The organism is Micromonospora vinacea (genome assembly GCF_015751785.1).
Lineage (GTDB): Bacteria > Actinomycetota > Actinomycetes > Mycobacteriales > Micromonosporaceae > Micromonospora > Micromonospora vinacea.
Genome location: NZ_JADOTY010000001.1, coordinates 3,779,545 through 3,802,529, shown reverse-complemented (window position 1 = coordinate 3,802,529; position 22,985 = coordinate 3,779,545). Strand labels below are relative to the sequence as shown.

The window sequence follows — 22,985 nt, the reverse complement described above, 5'->3', positions numbered from 1 at the left end:
CTGTCACGTCGCCAGCCGGTAGCCGGCGCCCCGGACCGTCTCCAGCCGGTCCCGGCCGAGCTTGCGGCGCAGGTAGCCGACGTACACCTCGACGGCGTTCGGCGCTGTCTCCAGGCTCGCGTCCCAGACGTGGTCCAACAACTCGATCTTGGAGATCACCTGGCCCGGCCGGCGCATCAGGTAGTCCAGCAGCGCGAACTCCCGCGCCGTCAGCACCACTTCGGCGTCCGCCCGGGTCACCCGTCGGCGGGCCGGGTCCAGCCGCAGGTCACCGACCGCCAGCACGGTCGGGCGCTCCGGTGCGCCCCGACGTAGCAGCGCCCGCAGCCGGGCCAGCAGCACCACGTACGAGAAGGGTTTGGTCAGGTAGTCGTCGGCGCCGCAGTCGAGGCCGTCGGCCTGGTCGTACTCGCCGTCCTTCGCCGAGAGCATCAGCACCGGCAACCAGTGCTGCTCCGCGCGCAGGCGCCGGACCAGCTCGTACCCGGAGAGGCCGGGCAGCATCACGTCGAGGATCATGGCGTCGTACCCGCCGTGCCGGGCAGCGTCCAGGCCAGCAGGGCCGGTCGCCGCCACGTCCACCGCGAACCCCTCCGCCTGCAGACCGCGTTGCAGGGCGGCCGCCAGCCGGGCCTCGTCCTCCACCACCAGCACGCGCACAGGTCAAGGGTGCCACCCGGGTCAAAGGGCGCGGTTCGGTGTCCTCAGCGCGTTCACAGCACGGAGGGGGCAGGATGGCCCCAGGAGGTGCCACCATGTCCGTCCTGAGAAGCCGTCCCGTCCTTCGTTGGCTGGTCCCGGCCACCGCGGCCGTCGCCGTCATCGGCGGAGGCGCGGCGATCGGCACGTTCGCCGCCGAGGCCGAGCCGAGCCTGCCGCCCCGAACCGCCGCTCAGCTCCTGGTCGACCTACAGACATCCCGACTGGAGGGGCTGTCCGGGACCGTTGTGCAACGCGCCGATCTCGGTCTGCCGCCCCTCGTCGGGCTGATTCCCGGCAACGAGCTGACCACCCTGCTGACCGGCACCCACACCCTGCGGGTCTGGTATTCCGGGCCGGACAAGCAGCGGGTCGCGCTGATGGACACCCTGGGTGAGCAGGACATCATCCGCAACGGCCAGGACCTGTGGACCTGGCAGAGCCGCGGCAACACCGCCACCCACCGCACGCTGGGCGACGACGCCGGGGCCTGGAAGCCGGCCCCCGAACCGGCAGCGAGCCTGCCGGCCACCCCGCAGCAGGCCGCCGACCTGGCGTTGGGCGCGATCGACCCGAGCACCGAGGTCAGCGTCGGCCGGTCCGCGACAGTCGCCGGCCAGGACGCATACGAGTTGGTGCTCCAGCCGCGCGACGGTGACTCTCTGGTACATCAGCTGCGGATCGCCATCGACGCCAAGCAGCACGTGCCGCTGCGCTTCGAGGTGCTCGCGAAGGGCAGCGACCGGCCGGCGTTCGAGGTGGCCTTCACCCAGGTCGACTACCGCCGCCCGGACGCCGACCAGTTCACCTTCAACCCGCCGCCCGGTGTGACGGTCGACGAGGAGAAGGCCGAGCGGCCGGCCGCCGGTAAGCCCGGCCACGCCGAACCGAAGGGTGACCCGCAGGTGCGCGCCGTAGGCACCGGCTGGACGACAGTGCTGGTCGGCCGCCTCGACGGCGCCAACGCCGACCGGAAGACCCCCGCGAAGCCGGCTGCGGCACCGGGCGGCTCCGCGCCGGACGTCGACATGTCGAAGCTGCTCGGCGGGCTGCCGGCGGTCAGTGGCGACTGGGGCAGCGGTCGGCTCCTCACCAGCAAGCTGTTCAGCGTGCTGCTCACCGATGACGGCCGGGTGCTCGCCGGAGCCGTCACTCCGGAGCGGCTCTACCAGGCTGCCCGCGGCTGAGATCTCCGCGCTGATCGCGCCGGGTCGACCTGACGGTCGGCCCGGCGCTTCCCTGTGGTCAGGCCAAGCTCAGGAGACACTGAGGGCGGTGAGGTACGCGTCGGCGAGGACCGCGTGGCCGGGCAGGTGCGGGTGGACCCGGTCGTCGGCCCAGCGCGTCGCCGGACTCACCGTTAGCACCCGGTCGAACGCCGCCTGGTTGGCCACGTGCACCGCGTCGAACTCGGTGGCCAGCCCCGCCACGACCGCCGCGTACCGGTCGGTGTCGGCGCGTTGCGGGACGCTCCGGTCCGGCTCGATGAAGAACGGGTCACCAAGGATCAGTCGGCAGCCGGTCGCGGCGACCGCCCGACGGAGCAGGTCACGCAGGGTGCGCTCGTACTCCTCGATGCCGACTGCCTCATCCGGCCGGTCGCCGTAGTGCCGCCAGATGTCGTTGATGCCGATCATCACCGCGAGCCAGTCGGGGCGCTCGGCGATGGCATCGTCGTCCCAGCGGGCGGCCAGGTCCCGCACCGTGTCGCCGCCCACACCCCGGTTGACCCACTCCAGCTCCAACTCGGGGTGCCGCGCGTCGACCAGGGCGCGCACGAGGCTCACATATCCGCTGCCGTAGGGCGCGGCGACGTCGCGTCGACCACAATCGGTGATGCTGTCCCCGATGAAGACCACCCGTTGCCCGGTCCGCAGGATCATCCGCCGCCACCTCGCGATCACCGGCGCGCCGGACCGCCCGGCTTGGTGAGAACCGGCGGAACGCGCTATCTTCAACAGTTCGAAGGCACAAAAAAGAACGGCTAAAAGCCGTTCCTGCAAAGGATTCTAATCTTTAGGGAGACGGCTTGTCAAGGCACTCCGGCGGTTCCGGCGAATTGCCGCTCGACGACGAGACCGGTCGCGAGCAGGAGTACGTCTCGATGCTCTACAACCGGCTGGACGAGCTGCGTGAGCAGGCCGCCCACCGGCTCACCGCCGAGCTGCACAACACCGGCGGCACCCTCCAGGACCGCTCACAGCGCGACAGCTCGGTAGCGATGTACGCCGATCAGGTCGAACAGTTCTCCGCCGTGGAGAACGGGCTCTGCTTCGGCCGTCTCGACGGCGACGACGACTCCCGCCGCTACATCGGCCGGATCGGCATCTTCGACACCAGTGGGGACTACGACCCGTTGCTGATGGACTGGCGGGCCCCCGCCGCCCGCCCGTTCTACCTCGCCACCGCCGCGAACCCCCAGGGCGTACGCCGTCGTCGGCACCTCCGCACCCGGCAGCGCAAGGTGACCGGGCTCAACGACGAGGTGCTCGACATCGACACCGCCTCCCCCGGCGGCCACGAGGAGCTGACCGGTGAGGCTTCGCTGCTCGCCGCGCTCAACGCGGGCCGTACCGGCCGGATGCGCGACATCGTCGAGACCATCCAGGCCGAACAGGATGAGGTCATCCGGGCGGAACTCCCGGGCGTCATGGTGGTCCAGGGCGGCCCCGGCACCGGCAAGACCGCTGTCGCGCTGCACCGGGCGGCGTACCTGCTCTACACGCACCGCCGGGAACTCTCCAGCCGCGGCGTGCTGCTGGTCGGCCCGAACGCGACCTTCCTGCGCTACATCTCCCAGGTGCTGCCGACGCTGGCCGAGACCGGCGTGCTGCTGCGTACCCAGGGTGATCTCTTTCCCGGGGTGAGCGCCCAACGGACCGAGCCGGCCGAGACCGCGGCGCTCAAGGGCCGGGGGGTGCTGGCCGAGGTGTTGGCGCTGGCCGTACAGGACCGGCAGTGGGTGCCGGACGAGCCGCTGGAGATCGAGGTCGAGCGGGAGACGCTGACCCTCGACCCGGAGATCGTGCGCGCCGCCCGGGACCGGGTCCGCCGCGCCGACCGGCCGCACAACCTGGCCCGCGCGCTGTTCGACGTGGAGATCGTGCACGCGCTCGCCGAGCAGGTGGCCGAACGCATCGGCGCCGACCCGCTCGGCGGGGACAACCTCCTCGACGAGGCCGACCGGGCCGAGATCCGCCGTGAGCTGCGCGAGGAGACGGAGATCCAGGCCGCCCTCGACCAGCTGTGGCCGGTGCTCACCCCGCAGCGACTGCTCGCCGACCTGTACGCCGACCCGGACCGGATCGCCGCCGCCGCACCGATGCTCAGCGAGGACGAGCGGGCGCTGCTGCGCCGCGAGCGCGGCGGCTGGACGCCGGCCGACGTCCCGCTGCTGGACGAGGCCGCCGAACTGCTCGGCGAGGACGAACGCGCCGCCGCCGCCCGGCGGGACCGGATCCGGATGATGGAACGGGAGTACGCCGAGGGCGTGCTGGAGATCGCCCGGGGTTCCCGCTCGATCGACGTCGAGGACGAGGCCGAGGGCGGTGAGATCCTGGGCGTGACCGACCTGATCGACGCGGATCGGCTGCTGGAACGGCAGGAGGAGGCCGACCGGCTGACCACGGCGCAGCGGGCCGCCGCCGACCGCACCTGGGCGTTCGGTCACGTCATCGTGGACGAGGCACAGGAGCTGTCGCCGATGGCCTGGCGGCTGCTGATGCGCCGCTGCCCGAGTCGGTCCATGACGATCGTCGGGGATGTGGCACAGACCGGTGCGCTCAGCGGCACGCCGTCCTGGTCGGAGGCCCTCGCCCCGTACGTGGAGCAGCGGTGGCGGCTCACCGAGCTGACTGTCAGCTACCGCACCCCTGCCGAGATCATGGCGGTCGCCGCCGACGTACTGGCCGAGATCGACCCGACGCTGCGGCCGCCGCGCTCGGTGCGGGAGAGCGGCGTACCGCCGTGGGACCGGACGGTGCCCGACGGGCGGTTGGCGGCGGAGTTGGTCGCCGAGGCCAGCCGGGAGGTGGCCGGGTTGACCGAGGGTCGACTCGGGGTGCTCGTGCCGGCCGGCCGGGTGGGCGAGTTGGGCGAGGCGGTGACCGCCGCCCTGCCCGAAGCCGCCGTCGGTGAGCATCCGGAGCTGGAGAGCCGGGTGGTGGTGCTGACCGTCGCGCAGGCCAAGGGGTTGGAGTTCGACTCGGTGCTGGTGGTCGACCCGGACCGGATGCTGGCCGAGTCCCCCCGCGGACGCAGCGACCTGTACGTAGCCCTGACCCGCGCAACCCAACGCCTGGGCATCCTCCGCCCCACCCGCTAAGTCGATCATGAGGTTGACGTGGACTGTGATCTTCCACAGCCACGTCAACCTCATGATCACGCTGCCAAGGGGGCAGGTGGGTGGGTTAGTCGGTGGATTTGTCCCTTGTGGACTTTGCTGGGCCGGTTGCGGAGGTGGACTGGTCGCTGGTGCCACCGCCCATCGGGGTGCTGAGGCCACCGGTGGTGGCATCGCCGGTCGTGGTCGGTGCGACAGTGCCGGGGTGTCGCTCCGGCTGCCGGGCCACCCGACGTACGCTCGCCGGCCCGGCGGTGCCACCGGTGGTGGTCACCGCACCCTGCCCGCCGACGGGGCCACCGTCGCGCAACACCTGTGGGTCGATCCGTTCCTTCGCCGGATCGAACGGGTCATCGCGCTGGATCTGACTCTCCACATCGGTGCGGGGCAGCGTCACCTCGTCGAGGGCGCCCTTGCCGTACACGCCGCCGGCGATCCGATCCTCGGCCTCGCGGGCGGCGTCCTGCCGCATGTCGTCCTCACGCACGTCCATCACCTCGCAGAAGCTGTCGAACTGACTGCGTGCCCGGCCACCGGCCGGCCAAACCCGGCGTGACCGGGAGGTCGTACCCGGCGGTTCACCGTGACGCCGCCCGCTGGCCGCCTGCCCGCAGTCCGAGATGTCCATGCTGTCCCGCGACCGGTGGGAGATGCCCGCCGGCAGGAGGGGATGACAGCGTGCGCACAGTACGCCGTACCGCCGTCGCGGCCCTGGTGGCCGCGACGGTGACGACCGGGCTCGCGGTGCCCGCCCAGGCGAAGCCGCGACCGGACCGGACATTCGACGTGCAGGCCCACCGGGGTGGCCTCGGGCTGCGGGTGGAGAACACCCTCGCCTCCTTCGGCAACGCCCTCCAACTCGGGGTGACCACCCTCGAACTGGACGTGCAGATCACCGAGGACGGCCAGGCCGTCGTCACCCACGACCGCAAGATCAGTGGTGCCAAGTGCGTCGACACCAGCCCGGTGACGCCCGGCGACCCGGAGTTCCCGTACGTCGGGAAGTACATCAACACGCTCAGCCTGGCCCAGGTGCGCTCGCTCGACTGCGGCTCGAAGACGCTGTCCGACAAGCCCGGCCAGCTCGCCGTCCCCGGTGCCCGGATGCCGCTGCTGCGTGAGGTCTTCGCGCTGGTCAACCGCTACCGGGCGAAGGACGTGAAGCTCAACGTCGAGACCAAGGTGGAGGCGGGCGCGCCGAGCGAGACCGCCCCCCGCGAGCAGTTCGTCCGGGTGACCGCGGCCGAGATCCGCGCCGCCGGGCTGCTCAAGCAGGTCACCATCCAGAGCTTCGACTGGGGCGCGCTGATGCGCATGCGTCAGGTCGAGCCGAAGCTGCCGCTTGTCGCCCTGACCAACTACGACTTCCTCCAGACCGGTCAGCCGGGTGCCTCGCCGTGGCTGGGCGGGCTGGACATCGACGACTTCGGCGGCGACCCGATCAAGGCGATCCGCAGCTTCGGCGCCAGCGCCTTCTCGCCGGTGCACGGCATGCCGCAGAACGGCACGGTCACCGACCCGGGCTACAAGCCGTACGTCACGAAGGAAATGGTCGCCCAGGCGCACCGCTACGGGATCAAGGTGATTCCGTGGACTGTCGACGACGTGCCGACCATGACCAAGCTGATCGACGACGGCGTGGACGGCATCATCACCGACTACCCGGACCGGTTGCGTGGCCTGCTGGCGCAGCGCGGTTACCGGCTGCCGAAGGCGTACACCGCGCCGTTCGACATCCAGGCGCACCGGGGTGGTCGGGCCACCCGGCCGGAGAACACCCTGCCGGCGTTCGCGAACGCGCTCGCCAACCGGGCCATCTCCACCCTGGAGCTGGACACCAACGTGACAGCCGACGGCAAGCTCGTGGTGCTGCACGATCGCACGGTCAACGGCTCGCACTGCATCGACACCGCCCCGGTGCGCCCCGGAGACCGGAAGTTCCCGTACGTGGGCAAGCCGGTGCACGAGCTGACCCTGGCGCAGCTCAAGACCGTCGACTGCGGCACGAAGACACTGCCCGAACTGCCCGCCCAGGTGCCCGCACCCGGTGCCCGGATCCCGACCCTGGACGAGGTCTTCGCCCTGGTGAAGGCGAGTGGCCGCACCGACATCGGAATGAACATCGAGACGAAGATCAGCCCGGTGGTGAACGACACCGAGCCGTACCGCAGCTTCACCCGCAAGCTCGTTGACGCAATCCAGCGGGCCGGCTTCACCAGTCGGGCCACCATCCAGTCGTTCGACTGGCGCACCATCACGTACGCCCGGCAGCTCGACCGGCGGATCGGCACTGTCGGCCTGGTCTGGCAGTACGGTCCGGCCGAGTGCACGACCCTCGCCGACGAGTGCTCGCTGGAGGCGGTCTACGGCAACCCGTCGGTGAAGAGCCCGTGGACCGGTGGGCTGGACTGGTGGAAGTACCAGGACCTCGGCAAGCTGACCCGGGCCGCGGGCGCCGGCACGGTGTCCGCCAACTGGCAGGTGCACGACCCGAACCAGGGCACTGTCACCTCGACCGACTGGTACCTGCGGGAGAACCCGGCATACTTCCACGGACCGGACGTTCGGACCCTCCAGACGCGGTACGACCTGAAGGTGATCCCGTACACCGTCGACGACGCGACGGTGATGCAGCGGGTCATCGACCTCGGCGTCGACGGCATCATCACCGACGACCCGGACCTTCTGGTGAGCGTGGCGACCCGCAACGGCCTGCGCTGACCCGTCTCCCACCCGATCGCCGGCCGGATTTTTCCGGCCGGCGATCGGTGTTACCTGCTCGGGGGCCTCGGGTAGTCGGGGGTTGTCCCCGCCACGAAAGCGAACCGTGCCGTGGCCGACACGCGGTAGCGGGGCGAGGGAATGCAGGTACGACTCATCGCATCCTGAGGAGGACCAGATGAGCACGCAGGCTGCTTCCACCCGGCCGATGAACCGGCCCATGAACGATCCGCAGAATCCCGCGTCGATGCGGGACATGCCGACCCAGCAGATGCCGTCCATGCGGGACGGGCATCGAGACCCGATGCCGTCGCCGGGTACGGAGACCAAGCAGGCGTTCCTGACGACGGAATTCTGGGTCTATGCCGCCGCGGTCGCGCTCGTGGTGATCGCCGCGTTCTGGAAGGGCACCACCGCCAACGGGCTGAACATCAACAACCCGAACCAGGCGTGGCTGTTCCTGACCATTCTGACCGGTGGTTACCTGGTCAGCCGTGGTCTGTCGAAGGCTGGCTCCGCGCGCCGGTCCGGCCGGGAACGCAACAAGCACTGACGCGTCACGCGTAGAACAGTGGCCTCCGGGAGCATCCCGGAGGCCACTGTCGTCGTTTGTGGACCGCTTACTCGTCGCCGCCGAAGTCGCCGAAGTCGCCCTCGAACGCGTCCTCGATCATCTCGCCGGCGACCATGCCGCCCGCGACGCCGAGCGCCGCCCCGGCCACCATGCCGCCCATGCCGTGCCCGCGGCCGCGACCATGACCGTGGCTCGGGCCGTACTGCGAGCGGAGGCTGCCGTAGCGGGACGTCGTCTCGCGCAGCCAACCGTCGACGACCTGCGCCCAGTCCACCCGGTCGGCGTCGGTGTGCGCCACCTGGTAGCGACCGAACGCGTCGTGCCCGGCGCTGAGGAACCCGCCGCGCTTGTCACACTCCAGGATGACCTCGACACCGCGCTGGCTGGTCACGAAGGTCAGCTCCACCTCGTTGATCGAGTTCGCGTACTGCGGCGACGCGAAGAACTCAATCTCCTGGTAGAACGGCAGCGTCTGCTGCACGCCCCGGATGTGACCACGCTCCAGGTCGGCGTGCTTGAACCGGAAACCGAGCCGCTGGAACGCCTCCAGGATCCGCTCGTGCACCGGCAGCGGGTGCACCGCCACCTGGTCCAGGTCGCTCTTGTCGACCGCGCGGGCGATCGCCAGCTCGGTGCGCAGACCCATCGTCATGCCGTGCAGGCGCTGGCCGTACACGTCGGTGATCGGGGTCTCCCACGGCACCGGCAGTTGGAACGGGATCGAGAGCTGCTGCTTCGGGGCGAGCTGGAGCGGACCACTGACCGCCATGCGGTGGAACTCCATCGTGCCCGCGTACTCGGTGTCGTGTCCCTCGACCTCGACCCGGGTGACCAGGCCGATCACCACCTGCTCGATGGCTGCCTCAGCGTCGCCACCGACGAGGTTGACCTGCCCGTCGAGGGTCAGGCCGGGCCGGGTGTTGGGGTTGGTCAGCACGGTGTCCACGCTGGGACCGCCCACACCGAACGCGCTCAACATCTTCTTGAAGACCATCGGAACTCCTGTGCGACGCCGACCGCTCCAGGCTGGAGTCGGACGTTGACTCGAACGGCACCCTATCCAGCACCCCTGTGAGGTGGCTGTGAAGCGCCCGTGCCCGCGGCGCCGGCGTCGGTGCGCCGGCGTCGCGCTTGATCGACACGGGTTCCTGAAAACCCGGGTGTCCCGGTGACCTGGACACCCCGACTTCCGTGAACCCGAGTCGATCACGCATCAGGGCGCGAAATCAACGACCACTAGGGCCCAGGTCCGGCAGCCCGTACGGCATGCGTGCTGTCAGGCGGGCGTGGCGCTCGAGCCGGCCGGCACGCCATGCGCCGACCTCGACGCCTTGACCGTCGCGGTGATCAACCAGGCGAGGGCGGCCAGCAGCGCCACGAGGCCGGCGGGGACGAGACCCCAGGGCAGGGCACGCGGCGACAACGTCCATGCCTGCCGGGTGTCGGCGAGTACGCGTGGCTGTCGAGCCGAGGCCGGGACGACCACCTCCCACTCGTACGCACTGTTGGGCTCGTCGTTGATGACCTTCCAGGACTCCTGGACGTCGACGCCGTGGATCGGCCCCTGCTGCCCGCGGCCGCTGCGGGTCCAGTTGCCGACGCACCGGCTGTGCATGGCCTCCAGCCGATCGTGGGTCACATAGCAGTGATCGACTGTCGCCCGGGTCTGGTCGGCGGGCCACACGCCGGCCACCCAACTCAGCATCCCGACGAGGGCCAGGGCCACGACGGTGATCGCAGCGAGTAGCACCTTGACCGCAATCATGGCCGTGCTCCCTTGTTCGAGTCCTGACCGCCGGAGGGGTGGGCGTGCGGGTCGTCCGACGAGGACGCATGGTCAGTCGGGTTCCACGATGACCAGTTCGCCGACCTGTTCGCCGATCGTGGTGCGTGCCTCGCTCGGCAGCCCCCGGTCGGTGATGAGCACGTCGGCGGCCTCCAGCGGGGCGATGGTGGCGATGCCGATCGTCTCCCACTTGGTGTGGTCGGCGAGCACCACGAGCCGGCGGGCCGCGCCGATGAGGCAGCGGTTGACTCCGGCTTCCAGCAGGTTGGGTGTGGTGAAACCGGTCCGTGGGCTGAGGCCGTGCACACCGAGGAACAGCAGGTCGACGTTGAGCGCACTGATCGCCGCCTCGGCCACCGGCCCGGTCAACGCGTCCGAGGGGGTGCGGATGCCGCCGGTCAACACGACTGTCTGGTCGGCGCGCGGGTTCTGATAGAGCGCGTCGGCCACCGGGATCGAGTTTGTCACCACGGTCAGGCCGCGTACGTCGGAGAGCAGCGTGGCAAGCGCGGCGGTGGTGGTGCCGGCGGACAGCGCGATGGCCATCCCCGGCTCCACCATCGTCGCCGCCCGCTCGGCGATGGCCCGTTTCTCCGCCTGCTGGCGGATCGACTTCGCGGCGAAGCCGGGTTCCTCGGCTGAGCCCGGCCCGGCGAGGGTCGCGCCACCGTGCACCTTGTCGACCAGGCCGCGCTCGGCCAACACCTCCAGGTCACGCCGGATCGTCATGTCGGACACGCCGAACCGACTGACCAGGTGACTCACCCGCACCCCGCCGCGTTGGCGGATCAGATCGAGGATGGCGGTCTGCCGCTGCTGGGCGAGCATGGGGGGAACCTCCTTCGCGCCGTGACTGTCGTCAGAATCAGGTCCGATCCTCACGGACCACCGCCACCTCACCGGCCGGCACTGCCAGCTCACCGGTGCAGTGTCCTCCGGTCAACAGCTCCACGCCGTGCGCCGGCAGGCGTACCTCGGTGTCGGTGTGGTTGATCGCGAAAAGCCAGGTCCGGTCGCCGTCGCGGCGGCGGACCACCTCCACCCCGGTCGGCGCCGACGCCGCCGGGCGGACGCCGGCCTCGGCGAGCAGCCGGGCCACCAGCCGATCGGTGGCCGGCTCGTCCAGCCGGGTGCCGACGTACCAGGCGGCGCCCGCGCCGACCGGGTGCCGGGTCAGCGCCGGCACGCCCGGCAAGGGCCCATCGGTGTACGAGGCGAGCACCTCGGCGCCGTCGGGGTGCACCCACTCGGTCCACACGTCGGCGGTGCTGCCGTCGTCGAGGTTGACCTGCTCGCCGTCGCGCAGCGGGAAGAACTCCTCGGTCCGGACGCCGAGCAACTTCCGGAACGCGCCCGGGTAGCCGCCGAGCCGGATGTGGTCGTTGGCGTCGACGATGCCGCTGAAGTAGGTGACCGCCGCCGTGCCTCCGGCCTCGACGTAGCGGTGCAGCGCGGCGACGTCGGCGTCCCGGACCAGGTAGAGGGTCGGCACGAGGACCAGCCGGTAGCCGCTGAGGTCGGTCGACGGGTGGACGATGTCGGCCGTCACGCCGGCCCGCCAGAGCGAGTCGTACAGGGCCTTGAGCCGGTCGGTGTAGGTGACGTCGACGCTGGGGTGCGAATCCAACTCGACACCCCACCACGCCTCCCAGTCGAACAGGATCGCCACGTCGGCGTCCACCCGACTGCCGCGTACCTCAGCGAGGGCCTTGAGGTCCGCGCCGAGCTGGCAGACCTCGCGGAACACCTTGGTGTCCGGCCCGGCGTGCGGGACCAGCGCGGAGTGGAACTTTTCCGCGCCGGCCCGGGAGGCACGCCACTGGAAGAAGAGCACCCCGTCGGCGCCGCGGGCGACGTGCGCGAGGCTGTTACGGCGCAGTTGCCCGGGCAGCTTGGCCACGTTGCGCGGCTGCCATTGGACGGCGCTGGTGGAGTGCTCCATCAGCAGCCACGGGTCGCGGCCGGCGACGCCCCGGGTGTGGTCGGCGGCGAGCGACAGACCGAGGTGCGCCTGCGGGTCGGCGGCGGTCAGGTAGTGGTCGTTGGATACCAGGTCCACATCGTCGGCCCAGGACTGGTAGTCCATGTGCTTGACGCCCATGCCGATCATGAAGTTGGTGGTGATCGGCTGGCGGACCAGCGTCTTCAGGACCTCACGTTCGGCGCGCAGTTGGGCGCGCAGCTCGTCGGAGGAGAAGCGCAGGAAGTCGAGCTGCTGCGTGGGGTTGGCGAAGGCCGTCACCGTGCGGGGTGGGTTGATCTCGGCCCAGTCGCCGTAGCGCTGACTCCAGAACGCGGTGCCCCAGGCGTCGTTGAGCCGGTCCAGGTCGCCGTAGCGCTCCCGCAGCCATCGGCGGAACGCCTCGGCGCTGACGTCGCAGTAGCAATGCGCGTTGTGGCAGCCCAGTTCGTTGGAGACGTGCCACATCACCACGGCGGGGTGCTCGGCGTACCGGCCGGCGACAGCGCGTACCAGCTCCAGCGACCGTTCGCGGAACACCGGTGAGCTGGGGCAGTACGCCTGTCGTCCACCGGGCCAGAGGATCGCGCCGTCGGCCCGGCGGGGCAGCGTCTCCGGGTGCGCGCGGGCCAACCACGGCGGCGGGCTGGCCGTGGCGGTGGCCAGGTCGACCTGGATGCCGCCGTCGTGCAGCAGGTCCAGTACCCGGTCCAGCCAGCCGAACTCGAACCGCCCCGGGGTGGGCTCCAGCAGCGCCCAGGAGAAGATGCCGACGGAGACCAGGTTGACCCCGGCCTGGCGCATCAGGTCGATGTCCTCGGACCAGGTTTCCTCGGGCCACTGCTCCGGGTTGTAGTCGCCGCCGAAATAGATGCTGTCACCCTGCCATCGCCGCATGACAGCTGAGGGTGCACCCGCTGGCGTACCGAAGTCAACAGGTTCCAACATCGAGGATCTTTCCAACGTTTACCTGGTAACGGCCGTGTCACGACTGGGTTATCAGAGGCGTTCTGCCCTCTTGACAGCCACTGACCGCAGGGTAGCTTGAGGCCCCAATGGCCGTTCGTGTTCGCCAATGTGGATTCTCGGTGGATCTCAATGTGTGATCACGACGCTGGACCTGCCTTCACCACCCTGAGGCCCTTGGGCGTAGCTCCTTCTCATCCGCAGGAGGCACAGATGTCCCGTCCCCAATCCCAAGCCGAGTACCTGGCTCGGCTCGTACCGCCCTCAGTCGCCGGCATCAACCGTCGATCGTTGCTGGCCGGCGCGGCCGGCACGGGCGCGCTGCTCGGCACCGGACTGCTCGCCGGCTGCGGCGACGACTCCGGCTCCGGCGGGTCCAGCAAGGACGTTTCGCTCGGCTCGAACCAGTCCGACCCGAAGCCGAAGGACGTCCTGGTCAAGGTCACCGACGGCTTCAAGACCTCGTCCGGCGTGCAGGTCGCGATCAATACGGTCGACCACAACACGTTCCAGGAGAACATCAACAATTACCTACAGGGCAAGCCGGACGACGTGTTCACCTGGTTCGCCGGCTACCGGATGCGCTTCTTCGCGCAGAAGGGCCTGGCCAGCGACATCAGTGACGTGTGGGGCAAGCTCTCCGGCTACTCCGACGCCTTCAAGAAGGCATCCACCGGCGACGACGGCAAGCAGTACTTCGTGCCGGCGACGTATTACCCGTGGGCGGTCTTCTACCGCAAGTCGGTGTGGCAGCAGCACGGCTACCAGGTGCCCACCACCCTGGACCAGTTCACCGCGCTCGGCGAGCAGATGAAGAAGGACGGCCTCACCCCCATCGCCTTCGCCGACAAGGACGGCTGGCCGGCGATGGGCACCTTCGACATCCTCAACCTGCGCATCAACGGCTACCAGTTCCACGTCGACCTGATGGCCGGCAAGGAGGCCTGGACCTCCGACAAGGTCAAGAAGGTCTTCGACACCTGGGCCGGCCTGCTCCCCCTGCACCAGACGGACAGCCTCGGCCGCACCTGGCAGGAGGCCGCGCAGTCGTTGCAGCAGAAGAAGAGCGGCATGTACCTGCTGGGCCTCTTCGTCGGTCAGCAGTTCAGCAACGACGAGCAGGACGACCTCGACTTCTTCACCTTCCCCGAGATCGACCCGGCCATCGGCGCGAAGGCGCTGGACGCCCCGATCGACGGCTACATGATGGCCCGCAAGCCCAAGAACGAGGACAGCGCGCGCAAGCTGCTGGAGTACTTCGGTGGCAAGGCCGCCGCGGACATCAACCTCAAGAACGACCCGGCCGTCCTGGTCGCCAACAGTGGCGCGGACGTCGGCGGCTACACCGCGCTGCAGAAGAAGGCCGCCGAACTGGTCGGGTCGGCCACCGAGATCGCCCAGTTCCTCGACCGGGACACCCGGCCGGACTTCGCCTCCACGGTGATGATCCCGGCGCTCCAGCAGTTCATCAAGAACCCCAAGGACATCGACGGTCTCACCTCGTCCATCGAGAACCAGAAGAAGTCGATCTTCACTGACTGACGGCGGAAGGGGGAGGACATCGTGTCCGACCTGCCCCTGATCCAAGCGGATCGCGCCGTGCCACCGCCGGCCTCGACCACCTCCACGGGTGGTCGTCGCCGGCGGCTACGGCTCCTGTCCCGCACCGACCGCGTGGTCATCACGCTGATGGTGCTCGTCCCGCTGCTGCTCGTCACCGGGTTCGTCTGGTTGCCGGCGGCGGCCACAGTGCTGCTCTCCGGCACCAACTGGGACGGCATCGGCCCGCTCAACGAGATCGAGTTCGTCGGCGCACGCAACTACAGCGACGTGGTGAACATCTACCCGCCGTTCGTGCCGGCGATCCAGCACAACCTGCTCTGGCTGGCGGCGCTCTTCGTGGTCGCCACCCCGTTCGGCATGTTCCTGGCCGTGCTGTTGGACAAGGAGCTGCGCGGCAGCCGCTTCTACCAGACCGCGCTCTACCTGCCGGTGGTGCTCTCGCTGGCGCTCATCGGCTTCGTCTGGCAGCTGCTCTACTCCCGGGACCAGGGCCTGATCAACGCCGTCTTCGGCAGCAGCATCGACTGGTACGGCGACTCGAACGTCAACATCTGGGCGGTGATGGTCGCCTCCGGGTGGCGGCACGTCGGGTACATCATGCTGCTCTACCTGGCCGGCCTGAAGGGTGTCGATCCGTCGTTGCGCGAGGCAGCGGCGGTCGACGGCGCCTCGGAGAGCCGGACGTTCTTCCGGGTCGTGTTCCCGGTCATGCGGCCCATCAACATCATCGTGCTGGTGGTGACCGTGATCGAGTCGCTGCGCGCGTTCGACCTGGTCTGGGTGGTCAACAAGGGCCGCAACGGGCTGGAGCTGATCTCCGCGCTGGTCACCCAGAACGTGGTGGGTGAGGCGAGCCGGATCGGCTTCGGCTCGGCACTGGCAACGATCATGCTGGTCGTCTCGCTGGTCTTCATCACCATCTACCTGGCGACCGTGATGAGGGAGAACCGGGAATGAGCGTGGACACTCCGGTTCGTCGGCGCAGGCTGACCCCGTTGCGGATGCTGCTGCACGGCTTCCTCATCGTCGTCTCGCTGGCCTGGCTCTTCCCGATCGCCTGGGCGGTGCTGACCTCGCTGCGCTCGTACGACTACACCGCCGCGAACGGCTACGTGTCGTTCGGCGGCTGGACCTTCGACAATTACGTCACCGCCTGGCGGACGGCGGAGTTCGGCCAGCACTTCCTCAACTCGGTGTACATCACCGTGCCGGCGGTGCTGCTGACCCTCTTCCTCGCGTCCTGCGTGGCGTTCGTCATCGCCCGGTTCAGTTGGAAGCTCAACCTCGTCCTGCTCGGGGTCTTCACCGCGGCCAACCTGCTGCCCCAGCAGGCGCTGCTCATCCCGCTGTTCCGGCTCTTCACCGAGGTGCCGCTGCCGGAGTTCATGAGCGACTCGGAGCTGCTCTACGACAGTTACTGGGGCCTGATCCTGATCAACGTGGCCTTCCAGTGCGGCTTCTGCGTCTTCGTGCTCAGCAACTACATGAAGGCACTGCCACGTGACCTGTACGAGGCGGCGATGGTCGACGGGGCGAGCATCTGGCGGCAGTACTGGCAGGTCACCATGCCGCTGTGCCGGCCGGCCCTGGCCGCGCTGGCAACGCTGGAAGTGACCTGGATCTACAACGAGTTCTTCTGGGCCACCGTCCTCATGCGCACCGGCGACAAGTTCCCGGTGACCAGCTCACTCAACAACCTGCGTGGTGAGTTCTTCACCGACAACAACCTGGTCTCGGCGGGCAGCGTGCTCGTCGCGATCCCCACCCTGGTGATCTTCTTTATGCTCCAGCGGCACTTCGTTCGGGGCCTGACCTTGGGAGCCTCAAAGGGATGACGATCCTGCACCTGCGCCGCGCGCGGACCAGCCTGGTGCTCGACGCGCGCGGCCCGGGGCTGCCCCGGGTCGTGCACTGGGGCGGCGACGTGGGCGACCTCGACGACGACGGCCTGCGCCAGCTCACCGACGCGACAGTACCGCCGGTGGTGCCGAGCAGCTTCGACCAGCCGACAGTGCTGTCAGTGCTGCCGGAGGCGAGCGCCGGCTGGAGCGGACGGCCCGGCCTGGCCGGGCACCGCGACGGGGCCGGCTGGTCCACCGCGTTCCGGTTGGACGGTCTCGACGTCGACCAGCCCGCCGACGGACCGGCGCGGGTGACAGTGCGGGCGTCGGACCCGGCCGCCGGGCTGACAGTGACCATCGAGATCACGCTCGACCCGTACGGCCTGCTGACCGTTCGGCACCGGCTGCGCAACGACGGCGACGGCGCGTACGAGCTGCGGGAGCTGACGCCGGTGCTGCCGGTGCCGGCGGTCGCCACCGAACTGCTCGACCTGACCGGCCGGTGGTGTCGGGAACGGTCCCCGCAGCGGCACCCCTGGCAGCACGGCGCCTGGGTCCGCGAGGGCCGGCACGGCCGTACCGGGCACGACGCCACGCTGCTGCTGGTGGCCGGCACCACCGGGTTCGGCTTCGGCCACGGTGAGGTCTGGGCGGTGCACACCGCGTGGAGCGGCGACCACGTCACGTTCGCCGAGCGTCGCCCCACCGGCGAGTCGACCCTCGGTGGCGGCGAGCTGCTGGCACCCGGGGAGATCCGGCTCGACCCCGGCGAGTCGTACGAGAGTCCCCTGCTCTACGCGGTCTGGTCCGATGCCGGGCTGGACGGGCTCAGCGACGTGCTGCACACCCACCTGCGGGCCCGCCCCGGGCACCCGCGCTCCCCGCGTCCGGTGACCCTGAACGTCTGGGAGGCGGTCTACTTCGACCACGACCTGGACCGGCTGCGAGCGCTCGCCGACCGGGCCGCGCAGATCGGCGTGGAGCGGTTCGTGCTCGACGACGGCTGGTTCCGGGGCCGGCGCGACGACACCGCCGGGCTCGGCGACTGGTACGTCGACGAGGGCGTCTGGCCGGACGGCCTGCAACCGCTGATCGACCACGTCACCGGTCGGGGCCTCCAGTTCGGCCTCTGGGTCGAGCCGGAGATGGTCAACCCCGACTCGGACCTGTTCCGTGCGCACCCCGACTGGGTGCTCGCCGTGCCGGGGCGGCTACCGCCGGCCTGGCGTCACCAGCAGGTGCTCGACCTGGGTCGCCCCGAGGCGTACGACCACGTGCTGGAACGTCTCGACACGCTGCTCACCGACCACCCTGGCATCCGGTACCTCAAGTGGGACCAGAACCGGGACCTCACCGAGGCCGGGCACCATGGCCGCCCCGGGGTGCACGGGCAGACCCTTGCCGTCTACCGGCTCTTCGACGAGTTGCGCGGTCGCCACCCGGGCGTGGAGATCGAGAGCTGCTCGTCCGGCGGGGCTCGGGTGGACCTGGCCATCCTGGCGCGTACCGACCGGGTCTGGGCCAGCGACTGCAACGACGCGTTGGAACGGCTCAGCATCCAGCGCTGGACGGGGCTGCTGCTGCCACCGGAGCTGATCGGCACCCACGTCGGCCCGGAACGCTCGCACACCACCAACCGCGTACACGACCTGGGTTTCCGGGCGGCGACGGCGCTCTTCGGCCACCACGGCATCGAGTGGGACATCGCCTCGATCAGCGCTGCCGAGCAGACCGAACTGGCCGCCTGGGTGGCGCTGCACAAGCGGCTGCGCCCGCTGCTGCACGCTGGCCGGGTGGTCCGGGTCGATCACCCCGACCCGGCCGTCTGGGCGCACGGCGTGGTCGACCACGACAACACCCGGGCGGTGTACGCGGTGGCCCGGCTGGCCACCTCGGTGACGCAGGTGCCCGGCGCGGTGCGGCTGCCCGGCCTCGACCCGGGCCGGCGGTACCGGGTGCGACAGGTGTCGGGCGTACCGGCCCCGGCGACCATCGACCTGTCCGCGCCCACCTGGCTGGCGGCTGGTCTCACCCTCAGCGGGGCGGCGCTGGCCCGGGTGGGTGTGCAGCTGCCCGCCCTGCACCCGGAGCAAAGTCTGGTGCTGGAGGTCGACTCGGTCGGCTAGAAATTTCTTTGCTCGGGGTGTCGAGAACGGTGTCGGCGGCTTCTACCTCACTGTGAGAGCACCGACAATGGTGCGCGGTCGTGAGGAGCAAGACGATGAAGTACATGCTGCTGATGCAGTTCAGCGCCGCTGGCACCGACTTCCCGAGCATCGACACCTGGACCCAGGACGAGGTCCGGGCACACATCGCCTTCATGGGCGAGGTCAACGCCAAGCTGACCGCCGCCGGTGAGTGGGTCGACGCGCAGGGTCTCGGTGGCCCGCAGCAGGCACGGATCGTCCGGGCTGGCGAGGGCGGGACGCCGGTGGTCACCGAGGGTCCGTTCGCCGAGACGAAGGAGTTCCTGGCCGGCTACTGGATCGTCGACTGCGAGAGCCCGCAGCGGGCCGTGGAGTTGGCCGCGCACATCTCCACGGCGCCCGGCCCCGGCGGCCGGCCGCTGAACATGCCGGTCGAGGTGCACCCGGTGATGTCCGCCCCGGCACAGGAGCTGTGAGGGGCTGAACACCGATCCCCGCGTCGAGGACCTGCTGCGCGAGTTGGCGCCGCAGGTCCTCGGCGTGCTCAGCCGCCGCTTCGGTGACTTCGCCACGGCGGAGGACGCTGTGCAGGAGGCGCTGCTGGCCGCCGCCACCCAGTGGCCGACCGATGGACTGCCGGCGAACCCCCGTGGCTGGCTGATCCAGGTCGGTTACCGCCGGATGATCGAACTGGTCCGCGGTGAGCGGGCCCGACGCCGCCGGGAGGACCTGGTCGCCCGCCGGGATCCGGACGACCAGCGGTACGCGCCAGCCCCGGACGAGGAGTTGACCGCCGAGCGGGACGACACGCTGGTCCTGCTCTTCCTCTGCTGTCACCCGGCACTCGCCCCGACGGCGGCGGTGGCGCTGACCCTGCGCGCCGTCGGTGGGTTGAGCACCGCCGAGATCGCCCGCGCGTTCCTGGTGCCCGAGGCGACGATGGCGCAGCGGATCAGCCGGGCCAAGCAGCGCATCCGGTCATCCGGGCTACCGTTCCGGATGCCCGAGCCGGCGGAGCGGGCGGACCGGTTGGTCGCCGTCCGACAGGTGCTCTACCTGGTCTTCACCGAGGGGCACACCAGCACCACCGGCCCGGACCTGCGCCGCATCGACCTCGCGGCGGAGGCGATCCGGCTGACCCGCGCGCTGCACACGCTGCTACCGAACGACAGCGAGTCGGCCGGGCTGCTGGCATTGATGCTGCTCACCGAGGCCCGTGGCCCGGCGCGGACCGGGCCGTCCGGCGAGCTGATCTCACTGGCCGATCAGGACCGTGGTCGCTGGGACGCGGCGGCGATCGCCGAGGGCGTCGCACTGGTCACCCGGGCCCTGCCGCGTGGGCCGGTCGGCCCGTACCAGGTACAGGCCGCCATCGCCGCCCTGCACGACGAGGCGCCGAGCACCGAGCAGACCGACTGGCCGCAGATCCTGGCGCTCTACGAGGTGCTGGAGCGCATGGCCGGTAGCCCGGTGGTGGCCCTCAACCGTGCCGTGGCGACGGCCATGGTGCACGGACCGGCCGCCGGCCTGGCCGCCCTCGACGCGTTGGCCCACGACCCGCAGATGGCCGGACACCACCGGCTGGCCGCCGCCCGCGCCCACCTGCACGAGATGGCCGGTGACCAGGCCCAGGCGATCGCCGACTACCGGACCGCCGCCGCCCGTACGAGCAGCCGCCCCGAACAGCTCTACCTGACGATGCGGGCAGCCCGACTGGCCGCCCAGCCCGTTGATCTCCCGTGAAGACAGAGATCAACTGATCCTCCGCGGCGAGAACCAGGCAGCTTCACCCGCCACAGTTGGCAATCTTGGACAGTTTCCGTTCGCGCGGCGGGCACTGTCCAAGATCTACCCTGCGAGCCTCTCCCACGCCACTACCGGGGGCGACAGCGCGAGGAACGGCGGCGCGGCCCGCAACAGCGGCGCGGCCCAAAACAGCGGCCTGCCCGCGACGGCGGCGCGGCCCGCAACAGCGGCCTGCCCGCGACGGCGGCGCGGCCCGGAACAGCGGCGCTGGTGGGTGGGTTGTGCCGGACCGGCTTTGGAGCTGATGCCGTAAACGATTCATCCACTGGGCGGGTGCCGGGCGCAGGGTGCCGGGCACCGGACGCCGGGCCGGGCGCAGGGCCAATCTGATGGCGAAGTCTGATTCGTCAATGGGGTCTGATTCGTTGGCGAGGTCTGCTTCGTCGCCACAACCGATTCGTTTGTGACATCAGCTCCAAAGGCGTTCTGTGACAGGTGCCAAGGCCGCACGGACACCACCCGGCCCGCACGGACACCACGCGACGGGTCGGCCGCTGCTGTGGCCGCGGGCCAGATGAGCCGGCAGGGGATGCCCACGGATCGATTCGACCTCGACAGGTCGGGCGGGCGGGGACATCGCTGGCACTAGCCTGGGCGGCGACGGGTTCATCGACCACGAAGGACCAAGGGGACGCATGGCGTACGTGCTGCTGGGGATCGCCATCATCGCCGAGGTGGTGGCGACCAGCCTGATCAAGAGCACCGCCGGGTTCAGTCGGCTCTGGCCGACTGTGGCGTGCCTCGGCGGCTACGCGGTGGCGTTCCTCCTGCTGGCCCAGGCCGTCAAGGAGATCCCGGTGGGGGTGGCGTACGCCCTCTGGTCGGGTCTGGGCACCGCGGCCATCGTGGCGATCGGGGCGGTGTTCCTGGGTGAGTCGGTGGGGCTAGCCAAGCTCACCGGCATCGCGCTGATCATCGCCGGGGTGGTCATCGTGAACCTGGCCGGGGAGCACTGACCAGGACGGGTTCCGGTGGCCGGGTCCGACGCGGACCCGACCACCGGCCCGACGGTCAGCTCGCCGTGCAGCTCACCGCCGGAAGGCTGTTGGTGCCGGTCCAACTGCCGAGGAAGCCGAAGCTGGCGCTGGCCCCGGCTGCCAACCGTCCGTTGTAGTCCGTGTTGCGGGCGCTCACAGTGGTGCCGCTGCTGGAGAGGGCCACATTCCAGGACTGGGTGACGCGCTGGCCGTTGGCGAAGGTCCAACCGGCGGTCCAGCCGGTGATCGCCCTCGCGCCGGCGGTCACCCGCACCTCACCCTGGAAGCCGCCCTGCCACTGATTGGTCACCGTGTACGTCGCCGTGCAACCACCGGTGGGCGGGGGCGTGGTGGGCGGCGGCGTGGTGGGCGGGGGCGTCGTCGGGGGTGGGGTGGTCGGCGGAGGGGTGCCGCCGAAGACGCTGGCCTCACGGGCGGTCTGCCGGATGCCGTTTGCGCCGTTGAAGAGACGCTGACCCCAGTCGGTCAGGCTCGCCGGGTTGAAGTTGGTGGCCAGGTCGAGATACTCGACGCCGCCACCGTTGCCGCTCCACGACCAGCCCAACCAGCCGATCCCGTTGGCCTGGCTGTACGCGAGGATGGCGTCCTCGTCCGGGTTGCCGTCGGAGTGGTTGAAGCCGAACTCCCCGACCACGATCGGCAGCCCGGCGGTGCGGAACCGGCCCAGATAGTCGCTGATCTCCGCGGCGGTGTCGAACACCCCGTACATGTGGATGGAGAACACGGTGTTGCGGGCCGGGTCGGCGGCGAAGACCGACGCGGCGTTGTCGCGCATGGTGAACGACCAGTCCTGCCCCCAGTTCGGCGCGTCCACCATGATCGTGTGGGTCAACCCGCCGGCCCGCAGGCGCTTGATCGCATTCGCGTTGTCGGTGGCCCACGAGGCGTAGTTCTGGTTGCCGTACGGCTCGTTGCCGATGTTGACGATGACGTACCTCTCCTGGCCGGCGAGGACGTCGGCGAGGCTGAGCCAGTAGTCGACGGCGCGGTCGAGGGTGATCGCGCCGCTCTGCTCGCCGTACCCGGTGGTGTCGTGCACCTCCAGCACGCAGATCAGCCGGTTGGCCTTGCAGAGCGAGATGACGTTGGCGACGTCGGCGTTGGTGTTACGGGTCCACCGGTCACCACTGGAGAGCACCACCCGCACGGTGTTCGCGCCGAGCGCCTTGACGTCGGCGAACGAGCTGGTCTGCTGCGGGTACCAGGTGTGCGCGTGGTTGACACCGCGCATGATGAATTCGGTGCCGTTGGCGTCGTACAACTTGCCGCCGGCGACGGAGAAGCCAGCCGCGGCGTGCGCCGGCTGGCCGAACGCCAGCACGGTGACGAGCAACGCGAGCAGTGTCGCGCCGGCGGCGGAGAGTCGAGTCTTCATGGCCTTCCTCAGGGAGGACCCCCGGTGCCCGACAGGGGTGGGGACGTGACAGGGAAGGCGGCTGCAGCCCGGCAGCCGCGCCCGGCTCCCGGCGCAGGCATCAGCGTAGGACGATGGATTGGTCCTCGCAACCGGTTCAGTTGACGGGCCCGAAGCCCGGACAGCCGCAACGGCCCACGCAAGACGCGGGCCGTCACGGGGCGGTCA

At 70.1% G+C, this 22,985-nt stretch carries 19 protein-coding genes; 11 read left to right on the top strand and 8 right to left on the bottom strand.

Annotation, left to right across the window (positions count from 1 at the left end; genetic code table 11):
• Positions 1–3: 3 nt before the first annotated feature.
• Entirely contained in the window at positions 4–660 is a 657-nt protein-coding gene (locus IW249_RS18075) for a response regulator transcription factor (RefSeq protein ID WP_196921827.1), read from the bottom strand.
• A gap of 95 nt (positions 661–755) precedes the next feature.
• Between IW249_RS18075 and IW249_RS18070 the strand changes: the two genes are divergently transcribed.
• A complete protein-coding gene (locus tag IW249_RS18070) occupies positions 756–1,886 on the top strand; it encodes a LolA family protein (RefSeq protein ID WP_196921826.1) in 1,131 nt (376 codons plus the stop codon).
• A gap of 69 nt (positions 1,887–1,955) precedes the next feature.
• Here IW249_RS18070 and IW249_RS18065 read toward each other — a convergent pair whose 3' ends face one another.
• Positions 1,956–2,582: an SGNH/GDSL hydrolase family protein gene (locus IW249_RS18065; protein WP_196921825.1), complete on the bottom strand. Its 627-nt coding sequence runs from the start codon at positions 2,580–2,582 to the stop codon at positions 1,956–1,958.
• Between the two features lie 146 nt (positions 2,583–2,728).
• Here IW249_RS18065 and IW249_RS18060 point away from each other — a divergent pair, with 146 nt between their 5' ends.
• A complete protein-coding gene (locus tag IW249_RS18060) occupies positions 2,729–5,023 on the top strand; it encodes a HelD family protein (protein ID WP_196921824.1) in 2,295 nt (764 codons plus the stop codon).
• 85 nt (positions 5,024–5,108) lie between these two features.
• On the opposite strand, the gene IW249_RS18055 is transcribed toward IW249_RS18060, so the two are convergent.
• A complete protein-coding gene (locus IW249_RS18055; protein WP_196921823.1) occupies positions 5,109–5,528 on the bottom strand; it encodes a hypothetical protein in 420 nt (139 codons plus the stop codon).
• A 191-nt stretch (positions 5,529–5,719) separates the two neighbouring features.
• Between IW249_RS18055 and IW249_RS34300 the strand changes: the two genes are divergently transcribed.
• Together IW249_RS34300 and IW249_RS18045 are read left to right on the top strand one after the other, a co-directional pair.
• On the top strand, positions 5,720–7,762 hold the full coding sequence (locus tag IW249_RS34300; protein WP_307788620.1) for a glycerophosphodiester phosphodiesterase family protein: 2,043 nt from the start codon (positions 5,720–5,722) through the stop codon (positions 7,760–7,762).
• A 178-nt stretch (positions 7,763–7,940) separates the two neighbouring features.
• The gene (locus IW249_RS18045) at positions 7,941–8,315 is read left to right on the top strand and encodes a hypothetical protein (protein ID WP_231392564.1); all 375 of its coding nucleotides are present in this window, start codon (positions 7,941–7,943) and stop codon (positions 8,313–8,315) included.
• Between the two features lie 67 nt (positions 8,316–8,382).
• Here the strand turns inward: IW249_RS18045 and IW249_RS18040 are convergent, their stop codons facing one another.
• From IW249_RS18040 to IW249_RS18025, 4 genes are all read right to left on the bottom strand, one after another.
• Complete coding sequence (locus IW249_RS18040; RefSeq protein ID WP_196921822.1) at positions 8,383–9,330, bottom strand: sporulation protein; 948 nt, start codon at positions 9,328–9,330, stop codon at positions 8,383–8,385.
• A gap of 282 nt (positions 9,331–9,612) precedes the next feature.
• Positions 9,613–10,101, bottom strand: coding sequence for a hypothetical protein (locus tag IW249_RS18035; RefSeq protein WP_196921821.1), 489 nt, complete (start codon positions 10,099–10,101; stop codon positions 9,613–9,615).
• Positions 10,102–10,173: 72 nt separating this feature from the next.
• Positions 10,174–10,950, bottom strand: a complete 777-nt coding sequence (locus IW249_RS18030) for a DeoR/GlpR family DNA-binding transcription regulator (protein ID WP_196921820.1) — start codon at positions 10,948–10,950, stop codon at positions 10,174–10,176.
• A 37-nt stretch (positions 10,951–10,987) separates the two neighbouring features.
• Positions 10,988–12,979 (bottom strand): beta-galactosidase, encoded by a 1,992-nt coding sequence (locus IW249_RS18025; RefSeq protein ID WP_196921819.1) that lies wholly within the window; start codon positions 12,977–12,979, stop codon positions 10,988–10,990.
• A gap of 282 nt (positions 12,980–13,261) precedes the next feature.
• On the opposite strand from IW249_RS18025, the gene IW249_RS18020 reads away from it, so the two are divergent.
• From IW249_RS18020 to IW249_RS17990, 7 genes are all read left to right on the top strand, one after another.
• Positions 13,262–14,590 carry an ABC transporter substrate-binding protein gene (locus IW249_RS18020; protein WP_196921818.1) on the top strand — a complete coding sequence of 443 codons (1,329 nt, stop codon included), beginning with the start codon at positions 13,262–13,264 and terminating at the stop codon, positions 14,588–14,590.
• 21 nt (positions 14,591–14,611) lie between these two features.
• Positions 14,612–15,568: a carbohydrate ABC transporter permease gene (locus tag IW249_RS18015; protein ID WP_196921817.1), complete on the top strand. Its 957-nt coding sequence runs from the start codon at positions 14,612–14,614 to the stop codon at positions 15,566–15,568.
• A complete protein-coding gene (locus IW249_RS18010; protein WP_196921816.1) occupies positions 15,565–16,446 on the top strand; it encodes a carbohydrate ABC transporter permease in 882 nt (293 codons plus the stop codon). The genes IW249_RS18015 and IW249_RS18010 overlap by 4 nt, the downstream gene beginning before the upstream one ends.
• Positions 16,443–18,578: an alpha-galactosidase gene (locus IW249_RS18005; protein ID WP_196921815.1), complete on the top strand. Its 2,136-nt coding sequence runs from the start codon at positions 16,443–16,445 to the stop codon at positions 18,576–18,578. The genes IW249_RS18010 and IW249_RS18005 overlap by 4 nt, the downstream gene beginning before the upstream one ends.
• Before the next feature lie 95 nt (positions 18,579–18,673).
• Positions 18,674–19,075, top strand: coding sequence for a YciI family protein (locus IW249_RS18000; RefSeq protein WP_196921814.1), 402 nt, complete (start codon positions 18,674–18,676; stop codon positions 19,073–19,075).
• Positions 19,076–19,079: 4 nt separating this feature from the next.
• Positions 19,080–20,342, top strand: a complete 1,263-nt coding sequence (locus tag IW249_RS17995) for an RNA polymerase sigma factor (protein WP_196924838.1) — start codon at positions 19,080–19,082, stop codon at positions 20,340–20,342.
• A 698-nt stretch (positions 20,343–21,040) separates the two neighbouring features.
• Positions 21,041–21,361 carry a DMT family transporter gene (locus tag IW249_RS17990; RefSeq protein ID WP_196921813.1) on the top strand — a complete coding sequence of 107 codons (321 nt, stop codon included), beginning with the start codon at positions 21,041–21,043 and terminating at the stop codon, positions 21,359–21,361.
• A gap of 55 nt (positions 21,362–21,416) precedes the next feature.
• Here IW249_RS17990 and IW249_RS17985 read toward each other — a convergent pair whose 3' ends face one another.
• Positions 21,417–22,778: a cellulase family glycosylhydrolase gene (locus tag IW249_RS17985; RefSeq protein ID WP_196921812.1), complete on the bottom strand. Its 1,362-nt coding sequence runs from the start codon at positions 22,776–22,778 to the stop codon at positions 21,417–21,419.
• Between the last annotated feature and the right edge of the window lie 207 nt (positions 22,779–22,985).

Coding starts and splice junctions, on each gene's coding strand:
- IW249_RS18025 (WP_196921819.1), bottom strand. CDS start 12,979: ATGCGGCGATGGCAGGGTGACAGCATCTATTTCGGCGGCGACTACAAC.
- IW249_RS18010 (WP_196921816.1), top strand. CDS start 15,565: ATGAGCGTGGACACTCCGGTTCGTCGGCGCAGGCTGACCCCGTTGCGG.
- IW249_RS18005 (WP_196921815.1), top strand. CDS start 16,443: ATGACGATCCTGCACCTGCGCCGCGCGCGGACCAGCCTGGTGCTCGAC.
- IW249_RS18070 (WP_196921826.1), top strand. CDS start 756: ATGTCCGTCCTGAGAAGCCGTCCCGTCCTTCGTTGGCTGGTCCCGGCC.
- IW249_RS17985 (WP_196921812.1), bottom strand. CDS start 22,778: ATGAAGACTCGACTCTCCGCCGCCGGCGCGACACTGCTCGCGTTGCTC.
- IW249_RS18030 (WP_196921820.1), bottom strand. CDS start 10,950: ATGCTCGCCCAGCAGCGGCAGACCGCCATCCTCGATCTGATCCGCCAA.
- IW249_RS18045 (WP_231392564.1), top strand. CDS start 7,941: ATGAGCACGCAGGCTGCTTCCACCCGGCCGATGAACCGGCCCATGAAC.
- IW249_RS17990 (WP_196921813.1), top strand. CDS start 21,041: ATGGCGTACGTGCTGCTGGGGATCGCCATCATCGCCGAGGTGGTGGCG.
- IW249_RS18040 (WP_196921822.1), bottom strand. CDS start 9,330: ATGGTCTTCAAGAAGATGTTGAGCGCGTTCGGTGTGGGCGGTCCCAGC.
- IW249_RS18035 (WP_196921821.1), bottom strand. CDS start 10,101: ATGATTGCGGTCAAGGTGCTACTCGCTGCGATCACCGTCGTGGCCCTG.
- IW249_RS18020 (WP_196921818.1), top strand. CDS start 13,262: ATGTCCCGTCCCCAATCCCAAGCCGAGTACCTGGCTCGGCTCGTACCG.
- IW249_RS18065 (WP_196921825.1), bottom strand. CDS start 2,582: ATGATCCTGCGGACCGGGCAACGGGTGGTCTTCATCGGGGACAGCATC.
- IW249_RS18000 (WP_196921814.1), top strand. CDS start 18,674: ATGAAGTACATGCTGCTGATGCAGTTCAGCGCCGCTGGCACCGACTTC.